Annotated in this window: 21 protein-coding genes; 16 read left to right on the top strand and 5 right to left on the bottom strand. The window is 62.3% G+C overall.

Translation table 11 applies throughout. The features are described 5' to 3' along the window. Nucleotides 1-16: 16 nt before the first annotated feature. Nucleotides 17-1,141, bottom strand: coding sequence for an alanine dehydrogenase (gene ald, locus X733_RS150355; RefSeq protein ID WP_023818867.1), 1,125 nt, complete (start codon nt 1,139-1,141; stop codon nt 17-19). Nucleotides 1,142-1,296: 155 nt separating this feature from the next. Here ald and X733_RS150350 point away from each other — a divergent pair, with 155 nt between their 5' ends. Next, nucleotides 1,297-1,770 carry an Lrp/AsnC family transcriptional regulator gene (locus X733_RS150350; protein WP_023668897.1) on the top strand — a complete coding sequence of 158 codons (474 nt, stop codon included), beginning with the start codon at nt 1,297-1,299 and terminating at the stop codon, nt 1,768-1,770. Here the strand turns inward: X733_RS150350 and X733_RS150345 are convergent. Further along, a complete protein-coding gene (locus X733_RS150345; protein WP_023818868.1) occupies nt 1,767-2,432 on the bottom strand; it encodes a 5-formyltetrahydrofolate cyclo-ligase in 666 nt (221 codons plus the stop codon). The genes X733_RS150350 and X733_RS150345 overlap by 4 nt on opposite strands. A gap of 178 nt (nt 2,433-2,610) precedes the next feature. On the opposite strand from X733_RS150345, the gene X733_RS150340 reads away from it, so the two are divergent. Then, the gene (locus X733_RS150340; protein WP_023734042.1) at nt 2,611-3,876 is read left to right on the top strand and encodes an NAD(P)/FAD-dependent oxidoreductase; all 1,266 of its coding nucleotides are present in this window, start codon (nt 2,611-2,613) and stop codon (nt 3,874-3,876) included. Nucleotides 3,877-4,016: 140 nt separating this feature from the next. Continuing rightward, nucleotides 4,017-5,996 (top strand): bifunctional 2',3'-cyclic-nucleotide 2'-phosphodiesterase/3'-nucleotidase, encoded by a 1,980-nt coding sequence (locus tag X733_RS150335; RefSeq protein ID WP_023818869.1) that lies wholly within the window; start codon nt 4,017-4,019, stop codon nt 5,994-5,996. 60 nt (nt 5,997-6,056) lie between these two features. On the opposite strand, the gene X733_RS150330 is transcribed toward X733_RS150335, so the two are convergent. After that, nucleotides 6,057-7,307, bottom strand: a complete 1,251-nt coding sequence (locus X733_RS150330) for a cyclopropane-fatty-acyl-phospholipid synthase family protein (protein WP_023696084.1) — start codon at nt 7,305-7,307, stop codon at nt 6,057-6,059. Nucleotides 7,308-7,566: 259 nt separating this feature from the next. Between X733_RS150330 and X733_RS1000000171310 the strand changes: the two genes are divergently transcribed. The 6 genes from X733_RS1000000171310 to X733_RS150305 all read left to right on the top strand — a co-directional run bounded on the left by X733_RS1000000171310 (nt 7,567) and on the right by X733_RS150305 (nt 10,659). After that, entirely contained in the window at nt 7,567-7,701 is a 135-nt protein-coding gene (locus tag X733_RS1000000171310; RefSeq protein WP_023688440.1) for a hypothetical protein, read from the top strand. 113 nt (nt 7,702-7,814) lie between these two features. Beyond that, entirely contained in the window at nt 7,815-8,105 is a 291-nt protein-coding gene (locus X733_RS150325) for a Dabb family protein (protein WP_023682566.1), read from the top strand. A gap of 55 nt (nt 8,106-8,160) precedes the next feature. Then, nucleotides 8,161-9,033, top strand: a complete 873-nt coding sequence (locus X733_RS150320; RefSeq protein ID WP_023818870.1) for a VOC family protein — start codon at nt 8,161-8,163, stop codon at nt 9,031-9,033. Then, on the top strand, nt 9,030-9,908 hold the full coding sequence (gene kdsA, locus X733_RS150315; protein WP_023706540.1) for a 3-deoxy-8-phosphooctulonate synthase: 879 nt from the start codon (nt 9,030-9,032) through the stop codon (nt 9,906-9,908). The genes X733_RS150320 and kdsA overlap by 4 nt, the downstream gene beginning before the upstream one ends. A gap of 97 nt (nt 9,909-10,005) precedes the next feature. Beyond that, nucleotides 10,006-10,209: a dodecin family protein gene (locus X733_RS150310; RefSeq protein WP_023668908.1), complete on the top strand. Its 204-nt coding sequence runs from the start codon at nt 10,006-10,008 to the stop codon at nt 10,207-10,209. A gap of 84 nt (nt 10,210-10,293) precedes the next feature. Beyond that, nucleotides 10,294-10,659: a PRC-barrel domain-containing protein gene (locus X733_RS150305; protein ID WP_023818871.1), complete on the top strand. Its 366-nt coding sequence runs from the start codon at nt 10,294-10,296 to the stop codon at nt 10,657-10,659. An 81-nt stretch (nt 10,660-10,740) separates the two neighbouring features. Here the strand turns inward: X733_RS150305 and X733_RS1000000171315 are convergent, their stop codons facing one another. Further along, nucleotides 10,741-10,863 carry a hypothetical protein gene (locus X733_RS1000000171315; RefSeq protein ID WP_023696089.1) on the bottom strand — a complete coding sequence of 41 codons (123 nt, stop codon included), beginning with the start codon at nt 10,861-10,863 and terminating at the stop codon, nt 10,741-10,743. A gap of 109 nt (nt 10,864-10,972) precedes the next feature. After that, on the bottom strand, nt 10,973-12,463 hold the full coding sequence (locus X733_RS1000000170225; protein WP_196813626.1) for a hypothetical protein: 1,491 nt from the start codon (nt 12,461-12,463) through the stop codon (nt 10,973-10,975). 187 nt (nt 12,464-12,650) lie between these two features. Here X733_RS1000000170225 and eno point away from each other — a divergent pair, with 187 nt between their 5' ends. The 7 genes from eno (at nt 12,651) to X733_RS150270 (ending at nt 19,580) form a co-directional block, all read left to right on the top strand. Continuing rightward, complete coding sequence (eno, locus tag X733_RS150300) at nt 12,651-13,925, top strand: phosphopyruvate hydratase (protein WP_023701745.1); 1,275 nt, start codon at nt 12,651-12,653, stop codon at nt 13,923-13,925. Between the two features lie 137 nt (nt 13,926-14,062). After that, complete coding sequence (locus tag X733_RS150295) at nt 14,063-14,386, top strand: septum formation initiator family protein (RefSeq protein WP_023682560.1); 324 nt, start codon at nt 14,063-14,065, stop codon at nt 14,384-14,386. Between the two features lie 195 nt (nt 14,387-14,581). Beyond that, nucleotides 14,582-15,628 (top strand): pyruvate dehydrogenase (acetyl-transferring) E1 component subunit alpha, encoded by a 1,047-nt coding sequence (gene pdhA / locus X733_RS150290; protein ID WP_023668914.1) that lies wholly within the window; start codon nt 14,582-14,584, stop codon nt 15,626-15,628. Between the two features lie 15 nt (nt 15,629-15,643). After that, nucleotides 15,644-17,065: a pyruvate dehydrogenase complex E1 component subunit beta gene (locus X733_RS150285; RefSeq protein WP_023668915.1), complete on the top strand. Its 1,422-nt coding sequence runs from the start codon at nt 15,644-15,646 to the stop codon at nt 17,063-17,065. A gap of 18 nt (nt 17,066-17,083) precedes the next feature. After that, nucleotides 17,084-18,505 (top strand): pyruvate dehydrogenase complex dihydrolipoamide acetyltransferase, encoded by a 1,422-nt coding sequence (locus X733_RS150280; protein ID WP_023668916.1) that lies wholly within the window; start codon nt 17,084-17,086, stop codon nt 18,503-18,505. A 14-nt stretch (nt 18,506-18,519) separates the two neighbouring features. Continuing rightward, nucleotides 18,520-18,939 (top strand): hypothetical protein, encoded by a 420-nt coding sequence (locus X733_RS150275; protein WP_023818872.1) that lies wholly within the window; start codon nt 18,520-18,522, stop codon nt 18,937-18,939. Next, entirely contained in the window at nt 18,936-19,580 is a 645-nt protein-coding gene (locus tag X733_RS150270) for an SGNH/GDSL hydrolase family protein (protein WP_023818873.1), read from the top strand. The genes X733_RS150275 and X733_RS150270 overlap by 4 nt, the downstream gene beginning before the upstream one ends.

Consider the following 19,580-nt stretch of genomic DNA (forward strand, 5'->3'; position numbering starts at 1 on the left):
AAAATGCCAGGTCAGGTCAGGCAGCCAGAACCACTTTCGGTTCGACCAGCTCATAGCCGAGTGCTTCGGCCACGGCGCGATTGGTGATCTTGCCCCTGTGGACATTGAGGCCGTTGCGCAAATGGTGGTCGTCGACCAGCGCCTTCAGGCCCTTGTCGGCCAGCTGCAGGCCATAATGCAGCGTCGCGTTGTTGAGCGCGTGCGCCGAGGTCACCGGCACGGCGCCCGGCATGTTGGCGACGCAGTAATGGATCACGCCGTCGACCTCATAGGTCGGCTCGGCATGGGTGGTGGCGTGCGAAGTCTCGAAGCAGCCGCCCTGGTCGATAGCGACGTCGACCAGCACCGAGCCCTTCTTCATGCCCGACAGCATTTCGCGGGTCACCAGCTTGGGTGCAGCAGCACCCGGGATGAGCACGGCGCCGACGACGATGTCGGCCGAGAAGCATTCTTCCTCAAGCGCCTCGACTGTGGAGTAGCGGGTGTGGACGCGGCCGGTAAAGAGGTCGTCCAGCTGGCGCAGGCGCGGGATCGAGCGGTCGATGATGGTGACGTCGGCGCCGAGGCCGACCGCCATGCGGGCGGCATGCAGGCCGACGACGCCGCCGCCGAGCACGGTGACCTTGCCGGGCAGCACGCCGGGCACGCCGCCGAGCAGCACGCCGCGGCCACCATTGGCCTTCTGCAGCGCGGTCGCGCCGGCCTGGATCGACAGGCGGCCGGCAACTTCCGACATCGGCGCCAAGAGCGGCAGGGCGCCNAGGCCGCCGCGGTCGTCGGTTACGGTCTCATAGGCGATTGCGGTGACGCCGGACGCGAGCAGGCCCTTGGTCTGCTCCGGATCCGGGGCCAGGTGCAGATAGGTGTAGAGGATCTGGCCGTCGCGCAGCTGCGCCCATTCGTTGGGCTGCGGCTCCTTGACCTTGACGATCATGTCGGACTTGGCGAACACGTCGGCGGCGGTCCTGGCGATGGTGGCGCCGGCGGCGCGGTAGGCATTGTCATCGGCGCCGATGCCGGCGCCGGCGCCGCTTTCGACCAGCACTTCATGACCATGCGCGACATATTCGCGGACGGAGCCCGGCGTCAGGCCGACGCGGTATTCGTGGTTCTTGATTTCCTTGGGGCAACCGACGCGCATAGTCTTCTCCTGATCCGGCCCTTCGGGCTCGTTCCCTGTATCAACCGAGTGAACCACAAATCGTTGCGCAGGTGTTTGCGAATGCGCTTGCGCGGGGTCACGCGTTTCGATAATCGTTGCGCGAAATCAAGGAAATTTCGCAGGAATCACGAGAAATGCCGCTCGACAGGATCGATATCGCCATTCTCGAGGCACTGCAGAAGGATGGCCGCATACCCAATGCGGCGCTCGCCGAAAGGGTCGGCCTGTCGCAGTCGGCCTGTTCGCGCCGGCTCGACAATCTGGAGAAATCCGGCACCATCCGCGGCTATCACGCCCGGCTTTCGAATGCAGCGCTCGGTCACCAGATGACGGCGATCGTGCACATATCGCTGTCGGGACAGTTCGAAAAGACGCTGTCGGATTTCGAGGCGGCGATCAAGCGCTGCCCGAATGTGCTGTCGTGCCACCTGATGTCGGGCGAATACGACTATATCCTGCGCATCGCCGCCAAGGATCTGGTCGACTATGAGCGCATCCACAAGGAGTGGCTGTCGGCGATGCCGCATGTGACCAAGATCAACTCATCCTTTGCCCTGCGCGAGATCGTCGATCGCACGGCGATGGGGATGAAGCCGGAACTGGCCTAGCCCTGAGCAGCCTCGGTGACGAGCCGGTCCATCGGGATGTCGTGTGGCTGCGGGTAGATGGTGGCTATGCGCTGCAGTTCGTAGCCGACGCCGATGACCAATGGCTTGAACGGCATGGCAGCCAGCGTGCGGTCGAAGAAGCCACCGCCATAGCCCAGGCGGTAGTTTCGCGGGTCGATGCCGACGATCGGCGAGATGACGATGTCGGGCAGCACCGGCTCGCCTTCGGCCGGGATCGGGATGTTCCAGATGCCTTTTTCCAGCCGGTCGCCGGGTACATAAGCGCGGAAGATCAGCGGCTGGCCTTTCTCGATCACGATGGGCAGCGCCGTGCGGCCGCCGCGTTCGTTGATCGACGCCATCCACGGCCGCAGGTCCGGCTCGCCGCGAAACGGCCAATAGAGGCTGACCATGCGGCCGGCAATGTCGCCGATTGCCGCGTCGAGCCCTTCGGCGATAGCCCGCGACATCGCCACCCGCGCATCGGCGGAAACCGCCAACCGTGCCGCGATCAGACGCTCGCGCTCGGCCTTGCGCCAACGGCGCACATCGGTCCAGTCGGTCAATGGCGCGCGAAATTCCGGATCGAGTTCGTGCATGAAGCAAGGCGGCGAAGAATATTGCGCCCGCCCTTTGCCATCTTTGTCATCGTCGTTGGCCATGCTTCACTCCCGTGGTTCCAGCCCTGCAAGGCTATACCCGTCCATGCTTGCCGACATAGGCATTCGCGACATCCGGCGACGAGTCCTGGGCAGCCTTAAGCGGCAATCTAGCTCGCCGCGACATTGTTGCGGTGCACAAAAATCACTAGATAAAGGGAGACAAACAGGGGTGAATGCGATGAGTGAAACCAGCCATCATGTCGTTGTCGTCGGCGCAGGGTTCGGCGGTCTCGAACTCACCCGGGCGCTGGCCGGCGCACCCGTGCGCATCACCATGATCGACAAGCGCAACCATCACCTTTTCCAGCCGCTGCTCTACCAGGTGGCGACCACCTCGCTGGCGACCTCGGAAGTCGCCTGGCCGATCCGTCATCTGCTGCGCAAGCGCGAGGACGTGACGACCCTGCTCGGCAACGTCACCGGCGTCGACCGTCCAGGCAAACGCGTGCTGCTTGAGGACGGCAGTTCTGTTCCCTACGACACGCTGGTGCTCGCCACCGGCGCGCGTCATGCTTATTTCGGCCACGACGAATGGGAGCCTTTCGCGCCTGGGCTGAAGACGCTTGAAGACGCAACCACCATTCGCCGGCGCATCCTGCTCGCCTTCGAGCAGGCCGAGCGCGAGACCGATCCGGCCAAGCGCCAGGCACTGCTGACACTGGTCATCGTCGGCGGCGGCCCGACCGGCGTGGAGCTTGCCGGCACCATTGTCGAACTCGCGCACGAAACGCTGCGCGGCGAATTCCGCAACATCGACACGCGTGAGGCGCGTGTGGTGCTGGTCGAGGCCGGAGACAGGATCCTCGCCAATTTCGCGCCAAAGCTGTCCGACTATGCGCGCAAGGCGCTGGAGCGGCGGGGCGTCACGGTCGAGCTTGGCCGCGCCGTCACGCGCCTCGATGCCGAAGGCGTCGTCTTTGGCGATACGCATCTGCCGGCGCGAACCATCCTGTGGGCCGCCGGCGTAGCGGCTTCGCCCGCGGGAGAGTGGCTGGGCGCGCCGGTGGACCGGGCGGGCAGGGTTATGGTCGAGCCCGATCTGACCGTGCCGAACAGTCCGGAGATCTTCGTCATCGGCGACACAGCGCATGTCTTGCGGCCGGACGGCAAGCCGGTGCCAGGCGTGGCGCCCTCGGCCAAGCAGGAGGGCAAGCATGTTGCCGCGACGATCAGGGCGCGGCTGGCCGGCGATAGCGCGCCGCGCCCTTTCCGCTACAAACATGCCGGTGACCTGGCGACGATCGGAAAGTGGGCAGCCGCGATCGATTTCGGCCGGATCAAGCTCACGGGATGGCTTGCCTGGTGGCTGTGGGGCGTGGCGCATATCTACTTCCTGATCGGTTTTCGCAACCGGCTCTCGGTGTCGCTTAGCTGGCTATGGATCTATTTCACCGGCCAGCGCAGCGCGCGGCTGATCACCCAGGGCGATGATAACAAGGGCTGAGTTCTCAACCGCGGCCAAGGATATTCATCCAGCCGTCACCTTTTGCTGATCGACTGACTTCCCGATGGACATGGCCGGTTTTCGGCGCGAAGCTTCCGCCCGGGGCTGGGATCTTGTCACGTCGCTGGGAAGGAAAACCAATGCCGCATCTCAACTACCCCGTCTCCCGCCGTAGTTTGCTTGCCGGTGCGGCCGCCAGCGGGGCGCTGATCATGCTGCATCCGTTTTCCGCCCGCGCGCAGGCCAATCAGGCGCATCTGAGGATCATGGAGACCACCGACATCCATGTGAATGTGCTGCCTTACGACTACTACGCAGACAAAGCCAACGACACGATGGGCCTGTCGCGGACGGCCTCACTGATCGCGGCGGTGCGCAAGGAAGCCACCAATGCGATGCTGATCGACAATGGCGATCTTTTGCAGGGCAATCCGATGGGCGATTACATCGCCTATGAGAAGGGCCTCAAGGAAGGCGATCTGCATCCGATCATGAAGGGCATGAACCTGCTGGGCTATGAATGCTCGACGCTCGGCAATCACGAGTTCAATTACGGCCTGTCGTTCCTCGACAAGGTGCTGGCCGGGGCCAATTTCCCGTTCGTCTGCGCCAATCTGATCCGCGGCACCGAGCTTGCCGCCAACCCGCGCGACGACAAGCTCTACCTCAAGCCCTATGTCATCCTCGACAAGAAGATCAAGGACGGGTCGGGCGTCGAGCAGCCGATCAAGATCGGCATCATCGGCTTCGTGCCGCCGCAGATCATGGTCTGGGACCTGAAGAACCTGGAAGGCAATGTCAGGACGCGCGACATCGTCGAGGCGGCCAGGGCATGGGTGCCGCAGATCAAGGAGGAGGGCGCCGACATCGTCATCGCGCTCTCGCATTCCGGCATCGATATCAAGCAGGGCGACGGCATGGAGAACGCCTCCTTCTTCGTCGCCGGCGTCGAAGGCATCGATGCGGTGTTCACCGGCCATCAGCATTTGGTCTTCCCCGGCAAGAAGGATTTTCAGGCGCTCGATGGCGTCGACACCGAGAAAGGCACGCTGCAGGGCAAGCCCGCCGTGATGGGCGGTTTCTGGGGCTCGCATATGGGACTGATCGATCTGCTTCTGGAACGGGACGGATCGAAATGGCGCGTAGCCTCGGCCACATCTGAGGCAAGGCCGATCTACGAGCGCGTCGACAAGGCAAACAAGCCGACGGTGGCGGACGACCAGCGCGTCGTCGATGCGCTGAAGGCGGACCATGAGGCGACACTTGCCTATGTCCGCCGACCGGTCGGCAAGACCTCGGCGCCGCTCTATTCCTATTTCGCGCTGGTCGCCGACGATCCGTCGGTGCAGATCGTCAACCAGGCGCAGAGCTGGTACCTCAAGGACATATTAAAAAGCACGCAGTGGAAGGACGTGCCGCTGCTGTCGGCGGCGGCGCCCTTCAAGGCCGGCGGGCGCAACGGCGCCGACTACTATACCGACGTGCCGGTGGGCGACATCGCCATCAAGAACGTCGCCGACCTCTATCTCTATCCGAACACGGTTCGTGCCGTCGAAATCACCGGCGCGCAAGTGAAGGAATGGCTGGAAATGTCGGCCGGCATTTTCAGGAAGATCGAGCCGGGCAAAGCCGACCAGGCGCTCATCGACACCGAATTCCCGTCCTACAATTTCGATGTGATCGATGGCGTCAGCTACGGAATAGACCTGTCGCAGCTGCCGAAATACGATGCCAAGGGTGGCGTCGCCAATGCCGGCTCGAACCGCATCGTCGGCCTCAGCTTCGACGGCAAGCCGATTGATCCGGCAGCGAAATTCGTCGTCGCCACCAACAATTACCGCGCCGGCGGTGGCGGCAATTTCCCCGACATCAATGCCTCGAAGATCATCTACGAGGCGCCGGACACCAACCGCGACGTGATCGTGCGCTACGTCGTCAGCGAAGGCACGATCAACCCCTCGGCCGACGACAATTGGTCGTTCACGCCGCTGCCCGGCACCAGCGTCGTGTTCGAGACCGGCCCCAAAGCGAAGGATTTCATATCGGGAGTGAAATCGCTCAAGATCGAGCCGGCCGGCGAGGGCGAATCCGGGTTTGCGAAGTATCGCATCCTGCTTTGAGGCAACGTGCAGCTAACAGGGAAAACGAGCGGGCATACGCCCGCTCAATCACGCTTCGGATCAGGCTTTGTAGACCACTTGGCGCACGTCGATGTAGCTGGCTCTAAAGCCGGCTTCGCAATAGTGGAGATAAAATTCCCAAAGCTTCTTGAAGCGGTCGTCGAAGCCGAGCGGGACGATCTTTTCCCACGACGCCCAGAAGCGGTTGCGCCATTCGGCAAGCGTGCGGGCATAGTCGTCCGGAAAGACGCGCTCGCGCAGATGGGCAAGGCCATGGTCGCTGCCCAGCGTCTTCAGGATCGACGGCGTCGGCAGCATGCCGCCTGGAAAGACATAGCGCTGGATGAAATCCGGCCGCGCCCGATAGGTGTCGTAAGCGGCCTCGTTGATGGTGATGATCTGCAGGCCGGCGGTGCCGCCGGGCCTCAGGCATGCCTTCATCTTGCCGAAAAATACCGGCCAATATTTTTCGCCGACCGCCTCGAACATCTCGATCGAGGCGATGCGGTCGTAAGTGCCCGTTTCGTCTCGGTAATCCTGCAGCTTGATGTCGACCTTGTCAGACAGTCCCGCCTTCTGGATGCGCGCCTTGGCGAAATCGTGCTGTTCGCGGCTGATGGTCAGGCCGGTGACGCGGCAGCCGATCTCGCGCGCGGCAAATTCGGCAAAACCGCCCCAGCCGCAGCCGATCTCGAGCACATGGTCCTTCTTGCCGATACCCGTATCCTTGGCCAGCGCGCGGTATTTGGCGGCCTGAGCGCTTTCCAGGTCGTTGGCGCCGGTCGCATAGAGCGCCGACGAATAGGTCATGCTGGGATCGAGCCATTGCTTGTAGAAGGCGTTGCCGAGATCGTAATGCGCCGAGATGTTGCGCTTCGAGCCTGTGCGGGTGTTTTCGTTGAACCAGTGGCGGATGCGCTGGACCGTGTTGATGAGCCAGCTGGCGCCGCCGGCAATGCGTTCGCCAACGGCCGAGTTGACAACGAACAATTCGAGGAAGCTGGTTACATCAGGGCTTTCCCAGTCGCCGTCCATGTAGGATTCGGCAACGCCGATGGTGCCGCCGGAAAAGGCACGGCCGGGCAGGCGCCAGTTCTTCAACACCAGTTCGGCATCCGGCCCGGGTCCATTGCCGCCGACAAGCACCGCCCGGCCATCCGGCATCCTCACCTTCAGCGAACCGCGCGGCAATTTCATCGCCGCCGACAGCACCATGCGCGCCTTGGCCGGCAGGCCCTTGACGATCTCGGCGAAATTGAGTTCGTCCAGCCTGATGGCGTCGCCGATGCCTTTGTATTCCCTGACAGCCATCTCACACCCCCCTGGACTTCCGCGGGGCGGCGCAAGATCTGCCGGCCCCCACATCCTCCACTTTTCATTCGCCAGGCGCGAATGCCGCTGCCTGCGTGAATTTTCGCCACAATCTTCCATGGCATTGGCCGAAACTTCAAGAGGCAAGCTTCGCGCGGCGCTGGCCCAGCTTGCCGGCCTGAGGCCAGAATCCGCGGGAGAGCGCGGCCCTCGGTGAAATCGCTATGGTTACGAACAGCCACATACGTTAGTTTCAGCCATGCGTTATGTCATCGTCATCGTCGCCATCGCCTTTTTCCTGATCTGGGACGGCCTCTATAATCAGGGCCGCTATCTCGACACGACGGTCAGGGAGATGTCGCGCGTCGTGCGCTACGTCACCGGCAAAGCCTAGCTTTTTGCGCCTCTGCAAAGTCGCTGCCGGCATTGCCGGGCGCGACATCGTGGCGGTTGACGCGACGGTCCCGCTCACACAAAACATGCCGCAAATCGAACGTGGAGGCAGGCGTGATCCGGCATATCGTTTTCTTCAGCGCGCGGCGCAAGGACGATGTCGAGGCCGTGCGCACGGGCTTGCTCGCGCTGGGCAAGATCCCGCATTCAAGCCTCTTCGAGGTGACGCTCAACACCAAGGTCGATCCGCTGTCGGATGCGATCGACGTGGTCGTCTATGCCGAGTTCGAGGATGATGCCGCGCTTGCCGCCTACAAGGCGCACCCGCTCTATGCCGAGACGACCAGCCGGGTCAAACCATTGCGCGAATTGCGCTATTCGGCCGATGTCGTGGCGATGGCCTGATCGGGCTGGCAAGAGGCCTTGAACAGATTTCCGGAATGATGCACACCGCGCCGGCATGACCAGCACGATCCATCCGCTTGACCATCTTGTGTTGCCGACGGCGAGCCTCGCCGTGGCGCGGGCGCGGCTGACATCGCTTGGCTTCATCGTCGCACCAACCGGCATCCACCCTTTCGGCACCGAAAATTGCTGCGTCTTCCTTGCCGACGGCACCTATCTCGAACCGCTGGCGGTTGGGAACGAACAGCTGGCAGCGAGTGCGATCGCCGGCGGCAATGTCTTGGTCGCGCGCGACCGGCTCTATCGCGCCAGGCTGGGCGATGAGGGCTTTTCCGCCGTGGTGCTGGCCACCGACGATGCCGATGCGGACCATGCGCGCTTTATCAAAGCCGGCCTGTCGGCGGGAGACGTACTGAGCTTTTCCCGCGCCTTCACCGACACGGCCGGAAAGAGCGACATGGCCTCGTTCAAACTGGCTTTCGCCGCCGGCGCCGAGACGATGGACGCCTTTCTGTTCGCTTGCGAGCGGATCAACGCCCCTCAAATCGACCGTACGGCGCTGCAGGCTCATGCCAATGGCGTGACCGGCATTGCCGAAGTCGTTGCGGTCAGCGATGTGCCTTCCACACAGATCAGCCTGATCTCGACAGTGGTTGGCTCGGAGCAGCAGAGCAGCGCGGTCTTCGCCCTGCCGAATGCGCGTCTGACCGTTCTGGATCCTGCGGCTTTCACCGCGCGCTTCGACATTCCGGCCGGTGCGCCGACAAGAGTTCGCTTCGCCGCGATTGTCTTTTCAGTCCGCAGTGTCGGCGCTGTCGCGAGGCTGCTTGCAGACAACGCCGTCGGGCACGATATAGCGGGCAACGAAATCGTCGTGCAGCCGGCATCCGGACAGGGCGCGGCTTTCATCTTCCGGGAGACCCCATGAGCAAGCCGCAAGGGCCTAATTCGATGGCGCCGAATTCGTCGGTAACCGTCGGCAACGTCGTCTTCGACAACAGCGGGCCCTTGGCGTTGATCGCCGGCCCGTGCCAGTTCGAATCGCGCCAGCACGCTTTCGACATGGCCGGCGCGCTGAAGGAACTGACCGGCAAGCTCGGCATCGGCCTCGTCTACAAGACCAGCTACGACAAGGCCAACCGCACCTCGCTGTCGGCAACGCGCGGCGCCGGCATGGACGCGGCGCTTCCGGTGTTCGACGAGTTGCGCAAGGCGTTTTCGCTTCCCATTCTGACCGATGTCCACACCGAGGAGCAGTGCGCGATCGTAGCGCACCATGTCGATGTGCTGCAGATCCCGGCCTTCCTGTCGCGCCAGACCGACATGCTGGTCGCCGCGGCGAAGACCGGCAAGGTGATCAACGTCAAGAAGGGGCAGTTCCTGGCGCCCTGGGACATGAAGAACGTGGTGGCCAAGATCACCGGCTCCGGCAACCCCAATGTGCTGACCACCGAGCGCGGCGCTTCCTTCGGCTACAACACGCTGGTGTCGGACATGCGGGCTTTGCCCGTGATGGCCGAGATCGGCGCGCCGGTGATTTTCGACGCCACCCATTCGGTGCAGCAGCCGGGCGGGCAGGGCGGTTCCTCCGGTGGCGAGCGCCGCTTTGTCGAGACGCTGGCGCGGGCTGCCGTTGCCGTCGGCGTCGCCGGCGTGTTCATAGAGACCCACCAGGATCCCGACAATTCGACCTCCTCCGACGGGCCCAACATGCTGCCGCTGAAGGACATGCCGGCGCTGCTCGAAAGACTGATGGCATTCGACCGCATCGCCAAGAATGCTGCTGACCTGAACCGAGGCTGATGGTTTCGGCTATGGCGCGCGCGCTGCCCTGCTTGTGGAAGGCATAAGCCGGCTGTAGGCTCGCTGCTGCAAATGAGCGTCTTGGCAGGAGGAAGCCATGTCCGTCGCCCGCGTCACCGAAATCACGTCGTCGTCGAAAAAGAGCTTTCAGGACGCCATCGAGAAGGGGATTGAGCGCGCCTCAAAGACCCTGAAGAACGTCGAAGGCGCCTGGATCCAGGACCAGAAGATCGTCGTCGAGGACGGCAGGATCGCGGCCTATCGCGTCAACATGAAGGTGACGTTCATCCTCGCGGAGTAACCGCCCGCCGCTCGAAAAAACGGGAACTTTCGCCCGCGCCCCTCATTGTCAAAGTATCGATCAACGACATGAGGAGCAGCAGCCATGACCACCCAGACAGGCCACACCGAAGCCATCGCCGCTTCGCGCGTCATCGGCACGTCGATCTACAACACCGAAGGCACGAGCATCGGCAGCATCGAGGACATCATGCTCGACAAGACGTCGAACGGCATCATGTTCGCGGTGATCGGGTTCGGTGGATTTCTCGGCATTGGCGAGAAGTATCACGCCATTCCGTGGGCGAGCCTCGACTATGACGAGGACAAGGGCGGCTATGTCGTGCCGTTCTCGAAGGAGCAACTGAAGGCAGCACCCGCCTATTCGATCAATGAACTGGCCGGCGCCGATGGCGAGGCCGCGCGTGATGCTTCCTATGATTACTACAAGGTCACGCCGTATTGGCATTGATCAGCTGCGCTGACGCCTGACGTGAAAAGGCCCCGAATTCCGAAACGGGGGCCTTTTCAGTGCAACCCGACAGTTTCTAAATTATTCTGCCGCATGAAACGTGGACAGCTGCGTCACCGCCCTTGGCGGCTGCTGCGTATCGCAGGACGTCAGGAACGCCGCCGCGATCAGGAACAAACTCACGATACCGCTCAACTCGGACATGGCGAAACTCCTCCTGTTTCGCCCCGCGCATCACCATCCTAGTCGACACAGAGATTGTTATCTCTGAATTATGATGACGTGGTGTTGTCGAACGTGATCCGAGGCATGCTCAGCCGAGGAGTCCGGCATTCTTCACCGCCTTGAAAACCTTTTCGTGCCAGGCGATCCGATCCGCTTCGCCATTGGCCTGCGTGGCGGAATTGGCGTTGCCGACGTTGATCGCGCGCGAGATCTTTTTGATCAGGCCGGCATCGGCAAAGGCATTGCAGCCTGACCCTTTCCATTCGGCGCAAGCTGCGAGCAGCGAAGTCTGCGGATCCTCGATCAGTTCAGGATGATTGGCGAGGTCAACCTTGGCGAGCTTGCCCTTGGCCGTGTACGCGTCGCGCCCGGTGGTCTGGAACGTGCCGCCGCCGCGGAAATTGAAGCCGTCCAACGTTCCTTTCACATTGCCCATGCGGCCGCCATAGGCCCAGTCGCCCAGGGCTTGCGGCTTGCGCAGCAGGTTGTCCCCGATCCACTGATCGGTCTTGCCCGCGGCTCGCGACCTCCATGCGTTCCGGATTGCCGCCACGGTCGTGTAGGTCAGGGATTCGCGAATGAGGGTGAAGCCACCGGTTTCCATCGCCGCTTGAGCGAAGAAATGCATCAGCCGATCATAATTGTTGCACACGCCATGATCGCCAAGTGTCTTGAGGCCCTTGTCGGAGGTAAAGGCGCCGATGTAACCGTCATAGATTGTTCGCTTGGAACCGCTTGCCGGTCTCGGCGCGAATTTCTGGAAGACCGCTGCCGGCAAACCCTTGTTCGGATCGCCCGCAACCGCTTCGAGCACGCTCTCGACACTCTCGGTCGACAGCACCGGTTCGCCTTCGACGACCACCGAAGCATTGGGAATTCGCTTGCCGTTGCTTTTCGGGAAGCCACCGCCGGCAAAGGTTTTCAGATCGTCGATGAGGGCGATTACGCGTGTCCGGCTCTCCGTGAAATCCATGTCGGAAAGCGGACCGCTCACCTTCTTCGTCGGGTTGATGCATCCGACGCTGGACAGGAAATTGACGCCCGGATGGATCAGGATTTCGGTGCGCTTGTTGGTCTTCAGCAGTTCGAGTCCAGGTTTGGGTGGCGTCTTGGCGCCAGTGTAGCCGATCGTCACATATTTGCCTCCGGCCTGTGTCGCCAGCGGATAGGTGCCGGGCTCGATGCGCCTGCCATTGTCTTCTTTGGAATTGTCGCCTGGGCCGCGAGATTCACACACGAACCCCGATAGACCCGTTACTGCCGTGCCGTTGTGAAAGACTTTATAGGTACCAACTGTCCTGCGTCTGGTGCCCCTCATATGCTCGACTTTGCGGCTAATAAGAAGTTCCCAGCCAGTACCTGAAATCGCTGCCATTGCCGCCTCCCCAAAGAGTTCAAGTTTGTTGATTTCACTGTGGTCGCCAAATAGTTCGCGTTGTAGATGTGACCCTAACATCTTCGAATTCTCTGCATTGTGAAGTTTGTCACGTTGGCGGTAGCCTCTTTTGAAGCATCGGGTGGAGTTTGTGTGCCGCCTGGTTTCGTGACAAAGGCATTGCCGCAGGGGCGGGGCACCCACCCCATGCCGCGCCAGACATATGACGTCAGGGCGGGCTGTTTGCGTTCAGATGGCGTCGCCCATGCCCCACGGCCTTGAGCGCATGGGGCGACTGTCACCATTATTTCATGCCATTCCTGATTGCCTTTTGCGGCACTTTGGCTAAGAGGGGCGCGACGCTTTCAATCGATCAATCGGGGACATCGCAATGACCGCCATCATCGACATTGTCGGGCGTGAAATCCTGGACAGCCGTGGAAATCCGACCGTCGAGGTCGACGTCGTCCTCGAAGACGGCTCGATGGGCCGCGCCGCGGTGCCGTCGGGCGCGTCGACCGGCGCGCATGAGGCCGTCGAACTGCGCGACGGTGGCGCCCGCTATCTCGGCAAGGGCGTGCTCAAGGCGGTCGAGGCCGTCAATGGCGAGCTGTTCGAGGCGATCGGCGGCTTGGAAGCCGAAAACCAGATCCACATCGACCAGACCATGATCGAGCTCGACGGCACGCCCAACAAGAGCCGGCTCGGCGCCAACGCCATCCTCGGCGTCTCGCTGGCGGTCGCGAAGGCCGCGGCGGAAGCCGCCGGCCTGCCGCTCTACCGCTATGTCGGCGGCACCAAGGCGCATTTGCTGCCGGTGCCCATGATGAACATCATCAATGGCGGCGCGCATGCCGACAATCCGATCGATTTCCAGGAATTCATGATCCTGCCGGTCGGCGCGCCGACGCTGCGCGAAGGCGTGCGCTGGGGCTCGGAAATCTTCCACACGCTGCGCAAGAAGCTCAAGGATGCCGGCCACAACACCAATGTCGGCGACGAAGGCGGCTTCGCGCCCAATCTGAAGAGTGCGCCGGTGGCGCTCGATTTCATCATGGAATCGATCGAGAAGGCCGGCTTCAAGCCGGGCGAGGAGATCGCGCTTGGTCTCGACTGTGCGGCGACCGAATTCTTCAAGGACGGCAATTACGTCTATGAGGGCGAGAAGAGGACCCGCGATCCCAAGGCGCAGGCCAAGTACCTGGCCAAGCTTGCCGCCGACTATCCGATCATCTCGATCGAGGACGGCCTGGCCGAGGACGACTGGGAGGGCTGGAAGTACCTGACCGACCTGATCGGCAACAAGACGCAGCTGGTTGGCGACGACCTCTTCGTCACCAACACGGCGCGGCTGCGCGACGGCATCCGCATGGGTGTCGCCAATTCGATCCTGGTCAAGGTCAACCAGATCGGCTCGCTCACCGAAACGCTCGACGCTGTCGAGACCGCGCACAAGGCAGGCTACACAGCCGTCATGTCGCACCGTTCGGGCGAAACCGAGGATTCGACCATCGCCGACCTCGCCGTCGCCACCAATTGCGGGCAGATCAAGACCGGTTCGCTGTCGCGCTCGGATCGCATGGCCAAGTACAACCAGCTGATCCGCATCGAGGAAGAGCTCGGCAAGCAGGCGCGCTACGCCGGCAAGTCGGTGGTCAAAGCTTAAATTCTGCCGAACTGGCGAAAACGACGAAGGGCGGGATTTTCCCGCCCTTTTTCGTTGCGGCCGCTGGCTAATGCACCTGTCCGTAACCGTCCATTAAGCACAATCGAGCGACAAATGGCGGTCAAAGGATTGCGACCATGTGGACACGCCAGCACAAGCAGAGAAACACCGGCCGGCTGATCATCCCGTCGCTTTGCGTGGCGTTCCTGGCCTATTTCGGCTTCCATGCCTATCATGGCGAGTTCGGCATCAATTCCAAATATCAGCTCGAAGCGCAGACCATCGAATTGCAGGCCAAGTACGATGCCATCAAGGCGCGCCGGATCGATCTGGAGCGGCGCGTCCAGCTGATGCATGAGGGCACGCTTGAAAAGGATATGCTCGACGAGCAGGCACGCCGGGCGCTCAATCTGTCCCAGCCCGATGAAATCACCATCATGCTGCCGGCCAATTCGAAATAATCGAATTTCGGTTAATCGCTGTTATCTCTAACGATTCTGGGCGTTTAGGCGCATGCCAGCCATGCGTTTTTCTGCATGGCGAAACGCGGTCTCGCATGTTAGCTTCCTTCCAATCGGTGGGGAGGAGCTGATCCTCCCCGGAGCAGACATGGTCTGCTTTAGTGTCCGCGAAGAGACGCCAACAGGGAGTGATGCATGGCCACCGCCGCCAAAAAAGCGCCTGCCAAATCCGTTAAATCGACATCCGCCAAATCAACGGGGCTTTCCGCCCCCAAGCCGGCCGACTTCACCAAGGACGAGGAGCTTGCCGCCTACCGGCACATGCTGCTTATCCGTCGCTTCGAGGAAAAGGCCGGCCAGCTCTACGGCATGGGCTTTATCGGCGGCTTCTGCCACCTCTATATCGGCCAGGAAGCGGTCGTCACCGGCATGAAGATGTCGCTGATCAACGGCGACCAGATGATCACCGCCTATCGCGACCATGGCCACATGCTGGCGATGGAACTGTCACCGCGGGGCGTCATGGCAGAGCTGACCGGACGCCGTGGTGGCCTGTCGAGGGGCAAGGGCGGCTCCATGCACATGTTCTCCAAGGAGAAGCATTTTTACGGCGGCCACGGCATTGTCGGCGCGCAGGTCTCGCTCGGCACCGGTCTCGCCTTCGCCAACCGCTACCGCGACAACAACAATGTGTCGCTGACCTATTTCGGCGATGGCGCTGCCAATCAGGGTCAGGTCTATGAAAGCTTCAACATGGCCTCGCTGTGGAAGCTGCCGGTGATCTACATCATCGAGAACAACCGCTACGCCATGGGCACTTCGGTGTCGCGCTCGTCGGCCGAAACCAATTTTTCGCATCGCGGCGCCTCGTTCAAGATTCCCGGCATTCAGGTCGACGGCATGGATGTGCGTGCGGTCAAATCCGCCGGCGATCAGGCGACCGAATGGTGCCGTGCCGGCAACGGTCCGATCATCCTCGAGATGCAGACCTATCGCTATCGCGGTCACTCGATGTCGGATCCGGCAAAATACCGCTCCAAGGAAGAAGTGCAGAAGATGCGCTCGGATCATGATCCGATCGAGCAGGTCAAGGTGCGGCTGACGGCCAAGAAGTGGGCGACCGAGGACGAACTCAAGAACATCGACAAGGAAGTCCGCGACATCGTCGCCGACGCCGCCGAATTTGCCCAGCACGACGCAGAGCCGGATCCGTCCGAGCTCTGGACCGACATCGTATTGTAACGGGAGGGCAAGGACATGCCGATCGAAATTCTCATGCCCGCTCTCTCGCCGACCATGGAAGAGGGCAATCTTTCCAAGTGGTTGAAGAACGAGGGCGACAAGGTCGTCGCCGGTGATGTCATCGCCGAGATCGAAACCGACAAGGCGACCATGGAAGTCGAAGCCGTCGATGAAGGCACGATCGGCAAGATCGTGGTTCCCGCCGGCACCGAAGGCGTCAAGGTCAATGCGGTGATCGCCGTGTTGCTGCAGGACGGGGAAAGTGCAGGCGACGTCGAAAAGAGCGGCAAGCCTGCCTCCACCCAGGATGCCATTTCCGCTGGCGGTCAGCGGACCGATGCAGCCGAGGAAGGCTCAAAGGCGGCTCCCCAGGATGCCGGCGAGGCTCCGAAGGCAGTTCCCGCCGCTCCGGCAGCCAAACCTGCCGCCGATCCGGATATTCCCGCCGGCACCGAGATGATCTCGACTACGGTGCGCGAGGCCTTGCGCGATGCCATGGCCGAGGAAATGCGCCGCGACGGCGATGTCTTCGTCATGGGCGAGGAGGTCGCGGAATACCAGGGCGCCTACAAGATCACGCAAGGGCTGCTGCAGGAATTCGGGCCGCGCCGCGTCGTCGACACGCCGATCACCGAGCACGGCTTTGCCGGCGTCGGCGTCGGTGCGGCGATGGCCGGCCTGAAGCCGATCGTCGAGTTCATGACCTTCAACTTCGCCATGCAGGCGATCGACCAGATCATCAACTCCGCGGCCAAGACGCTCTATATGTCGGGCGGCCAGATGGGCGCACCGATCGTGTTCCGCGGACCGAACGGTGCGGCCGCCCGCGTCGGCGCCCAGCATTCGCAGTGCTATGCCGCCTGGTACAGCCATATTCCCGGGCTAAAGGTGGTGATGCCGTACACGGCTGCCGACGCCAAGGGCCTGCTCAAGGCGGCGATCCGCGATCCGAACCCGGTCATCTTCCTTGAAAACGAAATCCTCTACGGCCAGTCCTTCGACGTGCCGAAGCTCGATGATTTCGTGCTGCCGATCGGCAAGGCGCGCATTCACAAGCAGGGCAAGGACGTCACCATCGTCTCGTTCGGCATCGGCATGACCTACGCCATCAAGGCGGAAGCCGAACTGCGCGGCATGGGCATCGATGCCGAGATCATCGATCTCAGGACCATCCGTCCGCTCGACCTCGACACCGTCATTGCCTCGGTGAAGAAGACCAACCGCTTGATCGTGGTCGAAGAAGGTTTCCCGCAAAGTTCGGTCGGCGACCACATCGCCAACCAGGTTTCGCAGCGCGCCTTTGACTTCCTCGATGCGCCGGTCATCACCATCGCCGGCAAGGACGTGCCGATGCCTTATGCGGCGAACCTCGAAAAGCTGGCCTTGCCCAATGTCGGCGAGGTCATCGAGGCCGTCAAAGCCGTCACGTATCGCTGAGCCGGTCGGGAGGACATCATGCCAATCAACATCACCATGCCGGCGCTGTCGCCCACGATGGAAGAGGGCAATCTTTCCAAGTGGCTGGTCAAGGAAGGCGACAAGGTTTCGCCGGGCGACGTGATCGCCGAGATCGAGACCGACAAGGCGACGATGGAAGTCGAGGCCGTCGATGAGGGCACGGTCGCCAAGCTGGTCGTTCCGGCCGGCACCGAAGGCGTCAAGGTCAATGCGCTGATCGCCATTCTCGCCGGCGAAGGCGAGGATGCAGGGGCGGCGGCAAAGGGTGGTGGCGATGCCGCGCCCGCGAAAGCCGATGCCAAGCAGGATAAGGCGTCAATCTCCCCACCCGTGGGGGAGATGTCGACGAAGTCGACAGAGGGGGGCGCTGCCCCGCCGACCTCTCAGTCTGTCGCGCCCCCCTCTGGCCTGCCGGCCATCTCCCCCACAAGGGGGGAGATCAGCCAATCGTCAGGCGAGCGCACCTTCGCTTCGCCGCTGGCTCGTCGCATCGCCAAGGATGCCGGAGTCGACGTGTCCGCCGTAACCGGCACCGGCCCGCATGGCCGTGTCGTCAAGGCCGATGTCGAGGCGGCGATTGCCGGCGGTGGCGCCAAGGCTGCACCGGCCGCGAAAGCCGCACCTGCCGGCGCTCCGGCACCTGCGGCTCCGGCTGCGGCACCCAAGGCGATGTCGGACGAACAGGTGCTGAAGCTGTTTGCCGAAGGGTCCTATGAGCTCGTCCCGCACGACAATATGCGCAAGACCATTGCGCGCCGCCTGGTCGAGGCCAAGACAACCATCCCGCATTTCTACCTGACGCTCGACTGCGAGCTCGATGCGCTGCTGGCGCTGCGCACACAGATCAATGCGGCTGCTCCGACGAAGAAGACCGACAAGGGCGAGGCTCCCGTCTACAAACTCTCGGTCAACGACATGGTGATCAAGGCGATGGCGATGGCGCTGATGGCGGTGCCGGATGCCAATGCATCGTGGACCGAAAGCGCCATGGTCAAGCACAAGCACGCCGATGTCGGCGTTGCCGTGTCGATCCCCGGCGGCCTGATCACGCCGATCATCCGCCACGCCGACGAAAAGACGCTGTCCACTATCTCCAACGAGATGAAGGATCTGGCGAGCCGTGCCCGCAGCCGCAAGCTGAAGCCTGAGGAATATCAAGGCGGCACGACGGCTGTCTCCAATCTCGGCATGTTCGGCATCAAGGACTTTGCCGCCGTCATCAACCCGCCGCATGCGACGATCCTGGCGGTGGGTGCGGGCGAGCAGCGGCCGGTGGTCAAGAATGGCGAGATCAAAATCGCCAATATCATGTCGGTGACGCTGTCGACCGATCACCGCGCCGTCGACGGTGCGCTCGGCGCCGAACTTCTGGTCGCCTTCAAGCGCATGATCGAAAACCCGATGGGCATGCTGGTCTAGGAAGGAAAAAGGCTGTGCGGAAATTCGTAACCAGCCTTTTCGCCCTGATCCTTTCCGGCCTGGCCGGCGGGCTGGTGGCGCTGTGGCTGGCAATCGTCACCAATGCGAATTCCGAATACATCCTGGTCTTCATGGTTTCGGCGCTGGTCACCATCGTTGCGACGGTGGCGTTTTTCATCGCGCAGTTGGTGCCAAACCCGCAAAGGGCGATAAACCTGACGGGGCTTGTTGGGATTGCGTTGTTCGTGCTGGCCGGAATCGGGCTGATCGCCTGGACCTTCTCGCAGCCGCCGGGCAAGGCCCAGTGGTCAGGCGATCTTCACTTTGGCGCCGGTCTGATTTTGCCAAGCATCGCCACGGTTATCGTGCAGTGGCTGTTCGTGGGATGGCGCGTGCGGCGCGGGCTTAAGGCGGAGGCGGGTGCGGGTGCATGAAGACGATCCTCTGCTACGGCGATTCCCTGACCTGGGGCTATGACGCGGCGAGCCTCGGGCGCCATGCGCTGGAAGATCGCTGGCCGAGCGTGCTCAAGGCGGCGCTGGGCGACGATGATATCGAAGTCCTTGCCGAAGGTCTGAACGGCCGCACGACGGCCTTCGACGATCACCTAGCCGGCGCAGACCGCAACGGCGCCAGGGTGCTGCCGACGATCCTGACCAGCCATGCACCGATCGACCTGATCGTCATCATGCTCGGCGCCAACGACATGAAGCCCTGGATCCACGGCAATCCGGTCGCCGCCAAACAGGGCGTGCAGCGGCTGATCGACATCGTGCGCGGCCACGATTATCCGTTCGGCTGGGCCGCGCCGCAAATCCTGATCGTTGCGCCACCCGCGGTCAGCCGCACCGACAATGCCGAATTCAAGGAAATGTTTGCCCGCGGCGACGAGGCCTCGAAGCGGCTGGCGCCGCAATATTCCATCCTTGCCGACGAAGCCGGTTGCGGCTTTTTCGATGCCGGCAACGTGGCCGTGACCACACCGATCGACGGCGTCCATCTCGATGCGGAAAACACGCGAAACATCGGCCAGGCGCTGGCGCCGCTGGTGCGCGTGATGCTGGCAAGGGAGTAG

The organism is Mesorhizobium sp. L2C066B000, assembly GCF_000502335.1.
Lineage (GTDB): Bacteria > Pseudomonadota > Alphaproteobacteria > Rhizobiales > Rhizobiaceae > Mesorhizobium.